19 protein-coding genes are annotated in these 13,971 nt (G+C 55.2%); 4 read left to right on the plus strand and 15 right to left on the minus strand.

The features are described from left to right. Window positions 1–231 precede the first annotated feature (231 nt). The 3 genes from GE107_RS18870 to GE107_RS18880 form a co-directional block, all read right to left on the minus strand. Window positions 232–684, minus strand: coding sequence for a GNAT family N-acetyltransferase (locus tag GE107_RS18870; protein ID WP_219641657.1), 453 nt, complete (start codon window positions 682–684; stop codon window positions 232–234). Window positions 685–928: 244 nt separating this feature from the next. Continuing rightward, complete coding sequence (locus GE107_RS18875) at window positions 929–1,213, minus strand: hypothetical protein (protein WP_255570636.1); 285 nt, start codon at window positions 1,211–1,213, stop codon at window positions 929–931. A 201-nt stretch (window positions 1,214–1,414) separates the two neighbouring features. Beyond that, complete coding sequence (locus GE107_RS18880; RefSeq protein ID WP_219641553.1) at window positions 1,415–1,696, minus strand: hypothetical protein; 282 nt, start codon at window positions 1,694–1,696, stop codon at window positions 1,415–1,417. Window positions 1,697–1,955: 259 nt separating this feature from the next. Between GE107_RS18880 and GE107_RS18885 the strand changes: the two genes are divergently transcribed. Together GE107_RS18885 and GE107_RS27255 are read left to right on the plus strand one after the other, a co-directional pair. Further along, window positions 1,956–2,165, plus strand: a complete 210-nt coding sequence (locus GE107_RS18885; protein WP_219641554.1) for a hypothetical protein — start codon at window positions 1,956–1,958, stop codon at window positions 2,163–2,165. Window positions 2,166–2,180: 15 nt separating this feature from the next. After that, complete coding sequence (locus tag GE107_RS27255; RefSeq protein ID WP_219641658.1) at window positions 2,181–2,558, plus strand: transposase; 378 nt, start codon at window positions 2,181–2,183, stop codon at window positions 2,556–2,558. A 111-nt stretch (window positions 2,559–2,669) separates the two neighbouring features. Here GE107_RS27255 and GE107_RS18895 read toward each other — a convergent pair whose 3' ends face one another. The 7 genes from GE107_RS18895 to GE107_RS18925 form a co-directional block, all read right to left on the minus strand. After that, window positions 2,670–3,143 carry a DinB family protein gene (locus GE107_RS18895; RefSeq protein WP_219641555.1) on the minus strand — a complete coding sequence of 158 codons (474 nt, stop codon included), beginning with the start codon at window positions 3,141–3,143 and terminating at the stop codon, window positions 2,670–2,672. Then, window positions 3,121–3,351: a hypothetical protein gene (locus tag GE107_RS18900; RefSeq protein WP_219641556.1), complete on the minus strand. Its 231-nt coding sequence runs from the start codon at window positions 3,349–3,351 to the stop codon at window positions 3,121–3,123. Before GE107_RS18900 ends, GE107_RS18895 begins: the two co-directional genes overlap by 23 nt. Window positions 3,352–3,356: 5 nt before the next feature. Continuing rightward, complete coding sequence (locus GE107_RS18905; RefSeq protein WP_219641557.1) at window positions 3,357–3,887, minus strand: YfiT family bacillithiol transferase; 531 nt, start codon at window positions 3,885–3,887, stop codon at window positions 3,357–3,359. Then, window positions 3,884–4,726, minus strand: a complete 843-nt coding sequence (locus tag GE107_RS18910; RefSeq protein ID WP_255570641.1) for an AAC(3) family N-acetyltransferase — start codon at window positions 4,724–4,726, stop codon at window positions 3,884–3,886. Before GE107_RS18910 ends, GE107_RS18905 begins: the two co-directional genes overlap by 4 nt. Then, the gene (gene hisC / locus GE107_RS18915; RefSeq protein ID WP_219641558.1) at window positions 4,723–5,808 is read right to left on the minus strand and encodes a histidinol-phosphate transaminase; all 1,086 of its coding nucleotides are present in this window, start codon (window positions 5,806–5,808) and stop codon (window positions 4,723–4,725) included. The genes GE107_RS18910 and hisC overlap by 4 nt, the downstream gene beginning before the upstream one ends. Then, the gene (locus GE107_RS18920; protein ID WP_219641559.1) at window positions 5,805–6,203 is read right to left on the minus strand and encodes a glyoxalase superfamily protein; all 399 of its coding nucleotides are present in this window, start codon (window positions 6,201–6,203) and stop codon (window positions 5,805–5,807) included. The genes hisC and GE107_RS18920 overlap by 4 nt, the downstream gene beginning before the upstream one ends. 230 nt (window positions 6,204–6,433) lie before the next feature. Next, entirely contained in the window at window positions 6,434–7,432 is a 999-nt protein-coding gene (locus GE107_RS18925; protein ID WP_255570655.1) for an NAD-dependent epimerase/dehydratase family protein, read from the minus strand. Between the two features lie 178 nt (window positions 7,433–7,610). On the opposite strand from GE107_RS18925, the gene GE107_RS18930 reads away from it, so the two are divergent. Beyond that, window positions 7,611–9,167, plus strand: a complete 1,557-nt coding sequence (locus tag GE107_RS18930) for an ABC-F family ATP-binding cassette domain-containing protein (RefSeq protein WP_219641561.1) — start codon at window positions 7,611–7,613, stop codon at window positions 9,165–9,167. 90 nt (window positions 9,168–9,257) lie between these two features. Here the strand turns inward: GE107_RS18930 and GE107_RS18935 are convergent, their stop codons facing one another. Further along, window positions 9,258–9,689: a hypothetical protein gene (locus tag GE107_RS18935; RefSeq protein ID WP_219641562.1), complete on the minus strand. Its 432-nt coding sequence runs from the start codon at window positions 9,687–9,689 to the stop codon at window positions 9,258–9,260. A 76-nt stretch (window positions 9,690–9,765) separates the two neighbouring features. On the opposite strand from GE107_RS18935, the gene GE107_RS18940 reads away from it, so the two are divergent. Next, entirely contained in the window at window positions 9,766–10,173 is a 408-nt protein-coding gene (locus tag GE107_RS18940; protein WP_219641563.1) for a hypothetical protein, read from the plus strand. A gap of 141 nt (window positions 10,174–10,314) precedes the next feature. On the opposite strand, the gene GE107_RS18945 is transcribed toward GE107_RS18940, so the two are convergent. From GE107_RS18945 to GE107_RS18960, 4 genes are read right to left on the minus strand one after another with little or no spacing between them, the layout of a single operon-like run. After that, the gene (locus tag GE107_RS18945) at window positions 10,315–11,463 is read right to left on the minus strand and encodes a metallophosphoesterase (RefSeq protein WP_219641564.1); all 1,149 of its coding nucleotides are present in this window, start codon (window positions 11,461–11,463) and stop codon (window positions 10,315–10,317) included. A gap of 44 nt (window positions 11,464–11,507) precedes the next feature. After that, window positions 11,508–12,083, minus strand: a complete 576-nt coding sequence (locus GE107_RS18950) for an RNA polymerase sigma factor (RefSeq protein ID WP_219641565.1) — start codon at window positions 12,081–12,083, stop codon at window positions 11,508–11,510. 17 nt (window positions 12,084–12,100) lie between these two features. Beyond that, window positions 12,101–13,273: an ABC transporter permease gene (locus GE107_RS18955; RefSeq protein ID WP_219641566.1), complete on the minus strand. Its 1,173-nt coding sequence runs from the start codon at window positions 13,271–13,273 to the stop codon at window positions 12,101–12,103. After that, window positions 13,270–13,971: an ABC transporter ATP-binding protein gene (locus tag GE107_RS18960; protein WP_370636456.1), complete on the minus strand. Its 702-nt coding sequence runs from the start codon at window positions 13,969–13,971 to the stop codon at window positions 13,270–13,272. Before GE107_RS18960 ends, GE107_RS18955 begins: the two co-directional genes overlap by 4 nt.

Here is a 13,971-nt window from a genome sequence, read left to right on the forward strand (position 1 = left end):
GTTCAATCACCGCCTATATAAAAATGCGGTTTTCTTTTGCTGGATAATCATCAATAACATAGCCATATAAAAAAAAGAGTCGCGTCGAAGGGAGCGGCCGCGACGCGGATAGGTTCGCAGGGTTGTCCGCCTGAATCCGCTTCCTCGAAATACCTCGGGCGGACCGAGCAGCCACCAGGCTGCGATGCGTGAATACGATGTTGGTGATATTCCTGGGGGCTAGGATACTCCTCACAAATCCATTCTTAACCTTATCATGTCCCTGCATTGAATACCGTCTTCATATATCTCTTCTTCGTAATTTCTAACAAAAAAATCAATGTCGATTCCTGAGACTCTAAATCCACATTTCTGATAAAGTGCGAGTTGTTTAAAACTTGAGTTCCCTGTACCAATCTCAATCGACTTTGCTTTTAATTTCCTTGCTTCTTCTACAGCTCTTTCTACAAGTTTTCTTCCTAGGCCTTTTCCATGATATTCTTCTTTCACTGCTATATTTACAAGTTCAATGGTGCGTGGATGCGTATGCAAAAGTACAAACTCTCCAACCGTTCTTTCATCATGAATTGCTATAAAGCAATGTCCCCTACTAATGTATTCATCTATTAGCTGTCTTGATGGGTCAGCGAGTAATAATAGATCAAAAGGTATTTCATCCGTTTTTTGTAAGGGTCTGATTTTTATTTCCACATGTCTTCTCCCATCTTATCTTGCAGGAATGTCACTTAACGTCTCTGGTATTCGCGAACCCGAGAACCTTAAGCCCCAACGGGGCGACCGCGACGCGGTTAGGTTCGCAGGGTTGTCCGCTGAATCCACATCCTCAATATCCCTCGGGCGACCAAGGGAGGCAAAGGCCGGCCCGACGCGTGAATACGAAGTTATATGAAGTTGATGTCTTCTTCGAGTAATCTTCGGGTCTTAATCCTTACTTTAGATTTACAATTTCTCCGTCTGGTTCAAACCAATTGAGTTCTTCATTTAATGTTTTTTTCATTTTCACTCCGCACTTATCACCACAGAGAACAAATATTCCATCTTGGCCTTGTTTCTTTGCTTCAGAATCTTCTGCTACAACAATCATTGGAACACTTGTATTCCTGCTAGCGAGAAATATGGACTTAATTGTCCCCTCATCTTTTTTTAGGTCTATGCCTTTGACGAATTTGACACTCAATCCAAAGCATTGTTCATCTTCTTTTATTTTTTTCATACACCATGAGCATCGAAGCATTTAGTTTGTTCCCTCTCTCTAAAATTGTCCTTATTATTTTATTATATCCTTTACATCAATTTCACATAAAGTCTTACGTATTCACGAACCCGAGAACCATAAGTTCCTGCGTGAATACGATGTTAGCCGAAGTCTCTGACTTCATGACCAACCTTCACATTCCTTATTTTTATTAATATGTCACGGTCCTGACCCAGTTGAAACTATACGCCACCCTAAAAAGTTTTTCTTAGCATAAAGAAAAGGTGTGTCTAAGCTTTCAACAATATATAAGTCTCCATACCTTGGATCATTTTTTATTCCACCTTCATGAACTTTTTCTACAAACGCCTTAATTGGGTGAAATGATAAAAACAAATGCTTACGCACAGCGATTTCGGGAGTTGGGGAAGGAAATAAAACAATATAAAAAATAATCATTAAAGTTGTAATAATCAGAATCAATTTTTTCTTTTCTTGCATTTAATCATCCTTTTTCAAAGATTTTCGATCTTATATTGCCATTTCAGAGATTTCGCCTAACGTCTCTCGACCCGGCGACGTTCATCCTGACTCTACACCGACGTTCAGCTCCACTTTCAAGCCGTGTTAGACCTGGTCTTTCCCGGCTTTGATCAGCTATTTCGTCATACGTGCTGCAGTACAGTCTTTACGTATCCTGGCCTCTTATCCTGCACCTGATGCTGTTCTGGCCGCCGATCCCGAGCGGTTGCTCATGCTAATGTTGCCCAATAGACGCGGAAGAGCGTGGAACGAACAAAAGAGAGACGCTCTGCTCGAGCTCGCCCGCAAAAGCCTGCCTGACCCGGCGGGTCGTTGCTCCAATGAGGTCATGCTTCACTGCTACATCAACCTGCTGACTACGTACCAGAAAGCAATCGACGAAGTCGAAGACCGTATGAACCTGCTGGCTCACTCGTTTCCCGCGTAAGCTCTTCTACGGTCCATTCCGGGTGTTGGGGACATTACGGGATCCGTTATTCTTGCGGAGATTGGCGATATAAAAAGGTTCCCGGGTTCGAAACAGCTGTCCGCTTTTGCCGGGCTGGACGCGTCTGTTTTCGAATCGGGAACCTTTACTGCAAGTCGGAATCGCATCTCCAAACGAGGCTCATCCTATCTGAGAACTGCCCTCTATCAGGCAACGGTTGCCGCCGTTTCTCAGCAGCGCAATGGGCCTCGTAACCCGACTTTGTCCCGATATTACCAACAAAAGCTTGCGGAAGGCAAGCCTCAAAAAGTCGCTTTAATCGCAACCTGCCACAAGCTTCTGCGGATGATCTTCGGTGTCTGGTCAAACAACCGGCCGTTTGCAGCACTCTAACACAGCAATCATAGGATGATTTTACCAAAATGCTATTCAAGAGGTAGGTTTATTTGAGTCTGCATTCTTACGTATTGGGGTACATACTTAGAATCTACAAGACCTTTAAACTTAACGACCCAAAACATTGTCGATCTGCTTGCGGTGGTGGGTGTCGTGTTCGGCGAAGTCGAGCAGATAGGCTGCGAGCGAGAACGGGCGGCCGTCGGCGTCCGGGTATTCTCGGTCGTACTCGCTTGGCGGGACGGAACGGATGGCTGCAACAAGACGCTCGCGAGCCGCTGCGGCTTGTTCGGTCAGGTACTGCCAATCGAGAGAACTGCAAGCGATTTTCGCGTTTTCATTGAACGAATTGAAATCCAGGTGATGGTACGTCAACGGTTTACCTTGGGTCAGCGGCTGGATCGCGTGCTCCCAGAAAAACTCGTCCCATTTCCACATGTGGGCAATGACATCCCGGACGGACCATTTGCCTTCTCCAAGGGGCTTCCGCTGTTTCTCTTCCGTCAAGGAAGCGAGCGAACGCACATACGCAATGAAATCCTCAAACAGCTGTTGGTTTTCAAACGTTTCGGTCGGGGTCACGGGCGGATTCCTCCAGCAGGCCTCTGATTTGCTTCATTTCCTCGGACAGCGCCTCGATCGCTTTAGCGTTCCGGAGCTGCGCATCTGTCGATTGCCTCATCTCATGATGCAGATCCGCCATGACGGAATTGTTGATGGCGCTCTTTACGACAAGGTACAGGAGCAACAGGCTGACGGCCGTCGTAACGATCCATAAGAATACGGCCATTGCGGTTACCATCCCATCCGTTCGCGAAGCCCGGTAATATGCGCGACGTGATGGCGCCCGTGCCAGGCGTACAAGCCAAGCGTTCGGTCCAGGCGCGATACTCTTTTGTTTTCAGGGTGGTAAAAGGTTTTGGCGAAATCGGCATCGGACATCGAACGAAGCAGCAGTACCCAACGGGCGTGAAGACTGCGGACCGAATCCAGCGCATGCTCGATCGGCGCTTGCCGCGTATCCTCGAGCTGTGCCCATGCGTTCTCGTCGTAAGGTTTGATCGCCGGCTCCGACTCCGTGAGCGCCAGCTTGAAGCGCATGATGCTGTTCATATGGCTGTCCGCGACATGATGCGCCACTTGCCGGACGGTCCAGCCTCCGTCGCGGTACGGAGTGTCCAGCTGATCCTGCGATAACCCGGAGACCGCTGCCGCAAGCCGCTCGGGCAGCTGTTCGATCTCCCGGATCCACTCTTCCCGTTGCGACGGGGTGATTTCGCCTTCGTGCGAGAATTTGCCGACCGGATAACGCAAGTCAATCGTCATGGATTTTGCTCCTTTGTATGTAGGTTTCGTTTCTTGATTTCCCGGTTCAGCCAAGTTACGGCGAAATCGACGGCGTCACGCTGGCGGAAAAGACGGCTGTCTGCCACGCCCATCTTGCCGATGACGACCGGACAAGAGGCTTCGAATGCACGTCCGATCTCCTCGAACAGCTCTGTCTGGAATTCGATTTCGCGGTACGTTCTCCAAACGCGCCGCCCTTCTTCCGAAATTGGAGCGCCTTGAAGAATTTCCTTCCGGTAGACGGAACGGTTCTCCGCCAAATGCAGAGAGGTGTTGCTGTCATGTCCGATGCCGAGCAATAATACCGAGCCGTCCAGATCGTAAATCCGGGCGAGGGGCGACCGTTCCCCCAGTCCGAAATCAAGCCCGTGGTGATCGGTCACGAAGTCCGCATGCTTGCCCCAAGCGGCGAAGGACACGGAGGGATGGCAACTTCGGACTACACCCGGGAACGTTCGGAACGTATCCACGATCCGGCCCATTCCCCTCGTCGGCGCGCAAACAGGATCGAAAGCCGGCATCGTAGCCCGTATGGTATCCCACCAGGCTTCGGGCACCGGAGGATTCCGCCACCTGGCCGGATCCGAATATTCTCCCGAATGCGTCGGCATAACGAGCGTTCCCTGCTCGGTTAACGTCTCCATGAGCGCTTGAACGACCGCAACCGGTCCCCCGTTTACCCATCCGATTTGGCTTAACGAAGAATGGACGAGCAGCGTCATGCCGGCCACAACGCCCAATTGGCGAAAATCGTTCACCAATGTTTCCTTGGTTACTACATCAGGTGACCGTTCCACCGCCTGCCATTCCCCATTCAAGATTCCGCCGAACCTCCCTCCAGGCTCAACACCTCTTCCAGAACCTTCAGGAACGTATCCATCTCTTCGTCGGTTCCGATGCTGATCCTTAAGTAGTTGTCGATCCTCGGCTGGTTGAAGTATCGGACGAGCACGCCGCGCTGCTTCAATTCCTGGAAAAGGCGGGAAGCCGCATGTCCCGGATGCGTCGCGAAAACGAAATTCGCCGAAGAATCGATGACTCGGAATCCCAGTTCTCTCAGCCGCGATGTTGTCCGTTCACGCGTGGCCACTACTTTGCGTGTCGTTTCCTCAAAGTAGGCTTGGTCGTCGAAAGCGGCAACGGCGCCGGCCAACGCGAGGCGGTCGATCGTGTAGGAATTGAACGAGTTTTTGACCCGGTTCAGCCCTTCGATCAGATCGGGATGGCCGATCGCGACCCCTACGCGCAATCCGGCCAGCGACCGGGATTTCGACAGCGTATGGACGACGAGCAGATTCGGAAATTCCGCCGCGAGCTCGATCGCGGATTTGCCTCCGAAATCGATGTAGGCTTCGTCAAGGATGACGACGACGTCAGAGTTCCATTCCAGCACGCCGCGGAAAAGTTCCGTCTCGATGTACCGGGCCGTCGGCGCGTTCGGGTTCGGCAAGACGATGCCGCCGTTCGGTTCGTCGAACGCGTGCAGCGGTATCCCGAACTCCTCGTCAAGAGGGACGGTCTTGTACGGAATGCGGTACAAGGACGCATATACCTTATAGAAGCTGTACGTGATGTCCGGGAACAGGATCGGCCGGTTCGACGGCGAGAAGAACGCGGCGAAAGCGAACGCGAGGATTTCGTCCGATCCGTTCCCGACGAACACCTGGTTCGGCTGCACGCCGTAATAGGACGCGGCTTTCTCCGCGAGCTCGCTGCACGTGGGGTCGGGGTAGAGCCTCAAGTCCCCGTCTGCCGCATTGCGGATCGCTTCGAGCACGCGGGGAGAAGGCGGATAAGGGTTTTCGTTCGTGTTCAGCTTGACGTAAGTTTGATCCTTGGGCTGCTCTCCCGGCACGTACGGAACGAGAGACGCGGCCAAATCGCTCCAATATTTGCTCACAGCGGCTGGTTCCTTTCCGAAGATTCCTCGTAGAAAATGATGCGGTTGCCGAACGGGTCGTGCAGGCTCAATTCTTCGGTTTCCCATGGGGTTTGCTCGATTTTGGACAAGGCGTTCGGATATTTCTTGGCCACCAGTCCCTGATGGTATTCGGTCAGGTTGTCCGTCTGGATCCGGACGGCTCCGCCGGGCGTGCAATCGCCGTGATGCTCGGACAAATGAAGCACGCAGCGATCGAACGAAACTTGCATGTACAGCGGCATGCCGTCGGAGAAGCGGTGCTCCCAATCCAGGCGGAATCCCAGAAAGCGTAAGTAAAACTCCTTCGCTTTCTCCTCGTCGAAAATGCGTAGGATCGGGATCGGACTTCTCATCGCCGGTTTCATAACGGTCATTCGAAATCACCCTCCGCAAGGAAATTTGTCTTTAAGGGAGAAGACGCCGCGCATGCTCCGCGAGTTCCGGCTGCGGCGAACGCTGTCCCGCGATACTTGAGGCATTTTTTCCCGAACATTTGGCCCGTTTCCGCATCGAAGCGGTTTTTCAGATCGGAACCGATTACTTCATAATTGGGCTTGAGGTTCCATCATGCGTAGCTCCTCCTTATACATCAGGTTTCCTGGCATTATTCCGATACCAGCCATTCGGCGAGAAGCGCTGCCTCCCGTTCTTCCTTCATGCCCGCTTTGCGTTCCAAATCCGACGGCCGGGCGGCATCCCATTCGGCGGTATCGCGGATCGTTTCCCTGAGCGGACGGAATACGAGACCGTCATCTACCGCCTTGCGGTTATTAGCCGCCATCAGGCAAACGACCTCGGCGGTTTCTCCGGCTTCGGGCAGCCACAGAGGCATTTCGATCCACGGTCCCACCCCATGTCCGAGCAGGAAATCCTGATCCGCCCAAATCAGCCGGGCATGGGGATTCAGCTCGTCCCGGCACGCTTCCAGCAATTCGAGCATCGTCAAGCTCCGGTCGGGGCCGATCGCGTTATAAGTGCCGGTTCGGCTTCGTTCCGCCATCCGCACGATCCACTCGGCCAAATCACGGACGTCGATCACCTGGACTTGGGCGGCCGGCCGGCCGGGCGCGAGCACCCGTCCTCCCCGCCGGATCCGGGAGGGCCAATACGTGAAGCGGTCGGTCGGATCCCGGGGGCCTACGATCAAGCCGGGGCGAACGATGAGCGAACGGTCCGGGAAGGCGGCCAACACTTCCTGCTCGCACAAGGCTTTGAGCGCTCCGTAATGCTTGGGCACGTCTTCGGATCCGGGTTCGGCAAGTTCCAGCACCGGACTTCGTTCGTCCACGCCCGGCCGGTCCAAGCCGCTGTATACGGAAATGCTCGAAACGAAAGCGTAGTGGCCGACCTGTCCGGCGAGCAACCTGGCGGATTGGCGGACGACTCTCGGGACGTACCCGGACGTATCGAGGACGACGTCCCATGTACGGCCTTCCAGCGCTTCAAGCCGTCCGTCCCGGTCGCCGATCAAGCGCTCGACGCCGGCAGGCAGCTCCGATGGACTGGACACTCCTCTCGTGAAGACGGTGACTTCATGACCGGCCCGAACGGCCGATTGAACCAGGTAATAACCCAAAAACCGGGTTCCTCCGAGGATGAGCATCTTCAACTCCGGCAAACCCCTCTCTTCACCGTTTCCATGATTATACTCCGGTTGGACATGAGCAGAAAAGAGCGGCGGACGATTCCTTTTTTCGGGGTCCCGTTCTATAATGAAATCTGTTGTGTACGTATCCATCAAGCGACATAACCCTTATCCTATATAAAAAAGGTGTCGAACCATGAGCATTCTAACCGTAAAAAATTTAAGCCACGGATTCGGTGACCGGGCGATATTCCGGGACGTATCCTTCCGTCTGCTGAAAGGCGAGCACGTCGGGCTGATCGGCGCGAACGGCGAAGGCAAATCCACCTTCATGAGCATCATTACGGGAAGTCTCGAGCCCGACGGGGGAACCGTCGAATGGTCGAAGAAAGTCCGCGTCGGCTACCTCGACCAGCATTCGGTGCTGCAGAAAGGTTTGACGATCCGCGACGTGCTGAAGAACGCGTTCCGCTATTTGACGGATCTCGAGACGGAAATGAACCAAATGTACGAGCGCATGGGAGAAGCGACGCCGGAGGAACTGGAGCAGCTGCTCGAGGAAGTCGGGTCGATCCAGGACACGCTCAATAACAACGACTTCTACCTGATCGATGCCAAAGTGGAAGAAGTCGCTCGGGGTCTCGGGCTGGGCGACATCGGATTGGAGCGGGACGTCCACGATCTGAGCGGCGGACAGCGGACCAAGGTGCTTCTGGCCAAGCTGCTGCTCGAGAAGCCGGACATCTTGCTGCTCGACGAACCGACCAACTACCTGGACGAGCAGCACATCGAGTGGCTGAAACGGTATCTGCAGGAATATGACAACGCGTTTATCCTTGTCTCCCACGATATTCCGTTCCTGAACAGCGTCGTCAACCTCATTTACCACGTGGAAAATCAAGAACTCAGCCGATACGTGGGCGATTATGAAACGTTCGTGCAACAGCACGAAGCGAAGAAGCAGCAGTTGGAAGCCGCGTACAAACGCCAGCAGCAGGAAATCGCCGATCTGAAGGATTTCGTGGCGCGCAACAAAGCCCGGGTGTCCACCCGCAACATGGCGATGTCCCGCCAGAAGAAGCTCGACAGCATGGAGATCATCGAGCTCGCCAAGGAGAAGCCGAAGCCGCAGTTCCATTTCAAGGAAGCCCGCACGTCCGGCAGGATGATTTTCGAAACGAAGCAGCTGGTCATCGGCTACGACGAGCCGCTGTCCCGTCCGCTCGACCTGCAGATGGAACGCGGCCAGAAGATTGCGCTCGTCGGCGCGAACGGCATCGGCAAAACGACGCTTCTCCGCAGCATCTTAGGCGAACTCCTGCCCCTCTCCGGCTCCGTCGTACGCGGGGAGAACCAGTTCCTCGGTTACTTCGAGCAAGAGGTTAAAGGCGGAGCGGACGAGACATGCATCGAGTCCGTATGGAAGGAGTTCCCTTCCCTGTCCCAGTTCGAAGTGCGCGCGGCCTTGGCCAAATGCGGGCTGACTACGAAGCATATCGAGAGCAAGATCTCCGTGCTGAGCGGCGGCGAGAAAGCCAAGGTGCGGCTGTGCAGGCTGATCAACCGGGAGACGAACTTGCTCGTACTCGACGAACCGACGAACCATCTCGACGTCGATGCCAAGGACGAATTGAAGCGCGCTCTGAAAGCCTACAAAGGCAGCATCCTGCTCATCAGCCATGAGCCGGAATTTTACCGGGAAGTCGCGACCGACGTATGGAATTGCGAGTCGTGGACGACGAAAGTGTTCTAAAGGAATGAAACCAAGGAGAACAGCCCCATCGTGCATTCCGCACTGGGGCTGTCGTTCATTAATATCATTAAATACAAAGGATTGCTTCTTCTATCCCCGCAATGCTACGGGGATGACCAGCTTCAGCCCCGACCAGACATGGTCCACCGCGCACACCTTCACGTCGACAAGCCCATGGGACAAAGCAAACGATCGGATCGCATCCTCGGTGATGTCGGTCGGCACCTTGGATGCTTTTTTCGGCCAGGACACCCAAATCATGCCGCTGCGTTTGATCCGGGTTCGGCTGGCGATCACTTGAGCCTCGCATTCCGCTAACGAGGTGGCGAACAGATGAACGAGATCGAGTTCCCCCTCTTCTCCTCCTGTCATCGAGGTTCGGTCGGGCATCTCACCCAGCAGTTCGAAATAATCATTTGGGGCATTAAATATCCAAACGCGAAAACCCTCTTTGTAACCGAGTTTCTTTACGAGCGGCGTGCCGGAATAGCCGGCTGCTGCGCCGGATGAAGGATTTACCATGGCGTTTTCCCTTCCCCTTTCCTCGAAAAGCGTTTACGATGGGTATCGAAAACCGGTACAGATTGGAGCGTCTATGATGAGACTGGAGCACCACGAATTTACGGGAACGCTGAAAGGCAAAATCATGGAGGCGGAGCGGAAGTTCGCCAAGCTGTGCGAAGACTTGACCTTGAAGTATAAGCCTATCGCGGCGATGAAGCAATTGGATGTCGAAATCCAAATGTTCCGCGACGGACACGATTCGTACATTCCCGGATACCGATCGGAAATCGCATTGGGCGTATCGAGAAATGAAGTTCCGCTCGACACCCATGTCATCGTCATCTGGGCGTGCAGCCGCGAATTCCTCGGTCTCCCGGTCAAATGGAACCTTCCCGGCTCCAAAGTCGTCGGCGAGTTCCTCGACGAAACCTTCGAACAGGTAGCGCTGGAGCTGGAAGAGCTCTTGGGGACATTTCTGCAAGACGACCATACAACCGCATAAGAAAATGATTCTCTCTAGCACGGCCAATTCCTTCGAAATCATCTCTTCAATTGTGAAATCATGGACGACGAGTCGGCGCCAAACGAAATGAACCAGCCACGGAGGCGACGGCTCCCTTCCTGGCTGGTTCTTCTATAACGATTATCCCGAGAAAGTCATGTCGATTTGCACGATTTCGGAGCGGCTTGCGATCCGGATCGGCGGTCCCCATGAACCGAATCCGGAGGACACGACGACGTGCATTGCCGCTTTTCGCATGTAGCCCCAATCCAACTCGAACAAGCGTCTCGTGAGCAAGTGGTTGGGGGCGAATTGTCCACGGTGGGTATGGCCGCACAACAGCAGATCGACGCCCGCTTCCGCGGCTTGCGCGAAATGGCGGGGCTGGTGGTCCATCAGGAGGATCGGCTTGCTCCGGTCGATGCCCTCAAGCAGCTTCTCTACGCTCAGCCTGCCGGTCGGATCCGCCGTTTCCGCGGTGGAGTCCTTGCGCCCCGCCACGATGACGGATCCTCCCGCAACGGCGACCGTCTCGTCCCGAAGGACGGGGATGGCGATTTCCTTCATCCGCTCCACGTACTCTTCGATATGGCCCCCGTAGTATTCATGGTTGCCGAGCACCGCATACACGCCGTATCGGGCCTTAAGCAGGCGAAGCAAATCGCTGAGCCGGTTGCGCACGAACGGCTCGATGCTGTCGTCGATCACGTCCCCCGGCAGCAAAATCAAGTCCGGTTCGAGCGCGTTGACCCGTTCGACTAAACGTCGCAAATGCCGTTTGCCGACGATGTTGCCCAGATGGAGATCCGAAGCCGCGACGACGCGAAGCCGCTCCATCCCTTCCACCCGTTTGTCGACGCGGACCGGATAGTGCCGCACGACCGGGCTCCACGCATTCCGCGACCCCCAGACCAGGATCAAGGCGATGAAGCCGATCACGCCCCAACCCGCGATGCTCACGTAGTTTTCGGGTCTCGCACCGGCTGCATCCAATAGCCAACCGGCCAAATCCGCGACAGGCAGCAAGAGCACGGCGAACTCCATCACCGCGAAATAATAGGATCCGATGACCTTGAGCAAGCGGGCGGCCGGGCGAACCGGTTTCGGAACCGGGATCCTTCCGATCAAATACGCGTACACGATCAAGACGAACACGATCCAATAGGCCCCAAGCGGCACGGCAGGAGCGATTTCCTCCAGGAAGATTGACCCTTGCCAACCGATATACAGATTCACCAGTGCATGAAGCGTCAAAAACATTGCAAAAACAACCGCCATGCGTCCCTTCATTTCCCGCGTCTCCCCATCTCTAAACTGAGAAGAGTATATCACAGTCAGAGACAAGGCGGGAGGTCCCTCATAATCGCTTTGGACCAACGTTCGACATCGAAAAGAATGACTTTCGCTCCTTCCGTTTTCCGCACCGAATCGATGCTGATCTCCCGGAGCAGGCTGCGCGTGCGGAACAGCACCGATTTGACGGCCGGGACCGTCGATCCCGTCGTCTCGGCGATCTCCTGCATCGTATAGCCGAAATAATCGGACAGCAGGAGCATTTCGATGTTGCGGCCGGGCAGGCGTTCGCCGATCCATTCGATCAAGCTTCTGACCTCCGCGTAATCGGAGTCATGGCAAGAAGCCGGGAGGCTCTTCGGGTTCAGCCTCCTCTGCCTCTTCAGGGCCCGGCAGCCGTCGATCCACAAATTCCGGGCCACCCGGATCAGGAACGGCTTCACGTCCGGATGGGGCTCCTTGTTCCGGAAATAAACCATGGACTTGAGAATCGCCTCTTGGCACAGGTCTTCCCCGTCCCATTTGGATTTCGTCAGGAAGAAGCAGTATCTCCGCAAATCGTCCAGGTGAGGCTCCACCAACGATTCGTAGAAGGAAGTCACGCTCACCTGCGGCACACCCTTTCCTCCGGGAATTATTCGAAGCGCAGCGCTTCGATCGGCTTCAGCGTGGCCGCCTTGTTGGCCGGGAACATGCCGAAGATGACGCCGATCAGCACGGAAAACACGAACGCGACCACGATGATGTTCGCCGAAAATTCCACTTGCATCTTTAATAGGGACGCCGCCAGCTTCGCAGCTCCGATGCCGATGCCGATCCCGAGCAAGCCGCCCAGTCCGCTGAGCGCCATGGATTCGATCAGGAATTGCGTGAGGATATCCCGTTTCTTCGCCCCGATCGCTTTGCGGATTCCGATTTCTCTCGTCCGCTCCGTAACCGACACCAGCATGATGTTCATGATGCCGATCCCCCCTACGAGAAGGGAAATACCGGCGATGCCGCCCAGTGCGAGCGACAACGTTCCCGTGACCGTGCTCAGCGTGGAGAGTACGTCGCTCTGGTTGAAGACCCGGTAGCTGTCCGTGTTGCCGCGGAACTTCTTGCTTAGTGCCGTTTCCAGCCGGGCGGCGACCGCGTCGATCTGATCGGCCGTCTCCACCTGGACGTATATCGTTCGCACGCCTTTCGATTTGAACAGACGTTCCGCCGAGCTCTGCGGGATCATGACGACTTCGTCGCTCGAGCCGTTCGTGGTGCTCCCCTTGGAAGCGAGCACGCCGACGACCTTGAAGCGGGAGCCGTTGATTTGCACGTACTGCCCGATCGGGTTGCCTCCGCTGAACAGGTCGGATGCCGTTTGCGACCCGATGACCGCCACCTTCTGGTAGAAATCCAGGTCGATCTGCGACAGGAAGCGGCCGGTCGCCACCTGATACTCCCGAACGTCCGCGTATTCCGCGTTCGTGCCGACGACGCTCACGTTCACGCTTTCCGTGCCGCTCTTGACCGACGCGTTCGTCGTGCTGGCCGGCGCCAAATACTGGATGCCGCTGATGTTGCCCAATTCGTCCGCTTCCTTCAAGGACAACGTATTTGTCGTCCCCCGGCCGAGAATGTTGACCGTCAGCAGGTTCGTGCCCAGGCTTTGCACCTGCTCGGTAACGGATTTCGTGGCGCCTTGGCCGAGCGCGACGAGGGCGATGACGGCGGTGACGCCGATGATGATGCCGAGCATCGTGAGCAGTGAACGAAGCTTGTTGGACAGAATGCTCTTGAACGCCATCTTGATTCCCTGCGCAAAATTCATGCCGGCAGCACCTCTTCCTCGCTCAGCCTGCCGTCCTGGATGCGGACGACGCGTTTGGCCTGGCGGGAAATGTCAAGGTCGTGCGTGATCAGGACAATCGTATGGCCGAGTCCGTTGAGCTCCCGGATCAGGCCCATCACTTCCTTGCCCGTCTTCGTGTCGAGCGCGCCCGTGGGTTCGTCCGCGAGCAGCATCGGGGGATTGCCGGCCAGCGCCCTGGCGATCGCCACGCGCTGCTGCTGGCCGCCCGAAAGCTCCACGGGGCGGTGGTTCATCCGCTCCTCCAGGCCGACCTTGCGGAGCGCCTCGATCGCCTGTTCCCTGCGTTTCTTAAGCGGCACGCCTCGGTAAATAAGCGGCAACTCCACGTTCTCGTAAGCCGTAAGTTTGGCGAGCAGGTTGAAGCCTTGGAAAATGAAGCCGATTTTGCGGTTGCGGATTTCCGCGAGCTTATTCTCCCTCAGCCGGCTGACTTCCTCCCCATCCAGCCAGTAGCTGCCGGAAGTCGCGGAATCGAGGCAGCCGACGACGTTCATGAGCGTGGATTTGCCCGAGCCGGAGGGCCCGATGATGGCCACGAAATCCCCATGCCCGACGGTCAAGGACACCTCGTTCAGCGCATGGACCGTTTCCCCGCCCATTTTGTACAGCTTGGACAACTGCTCGATCCGGATCAGCGGATGTGCCATATTCATCAT

It is taken from the genome of Cohnella sp. CFH 77786 (genome assembly GCF_019400745.1).
Taxonomy (GTDB): domain Bacteria; phylum Bacillota; class Bacilli; order Paenibacillales; family Paenibacillaceae; genus Cohnella.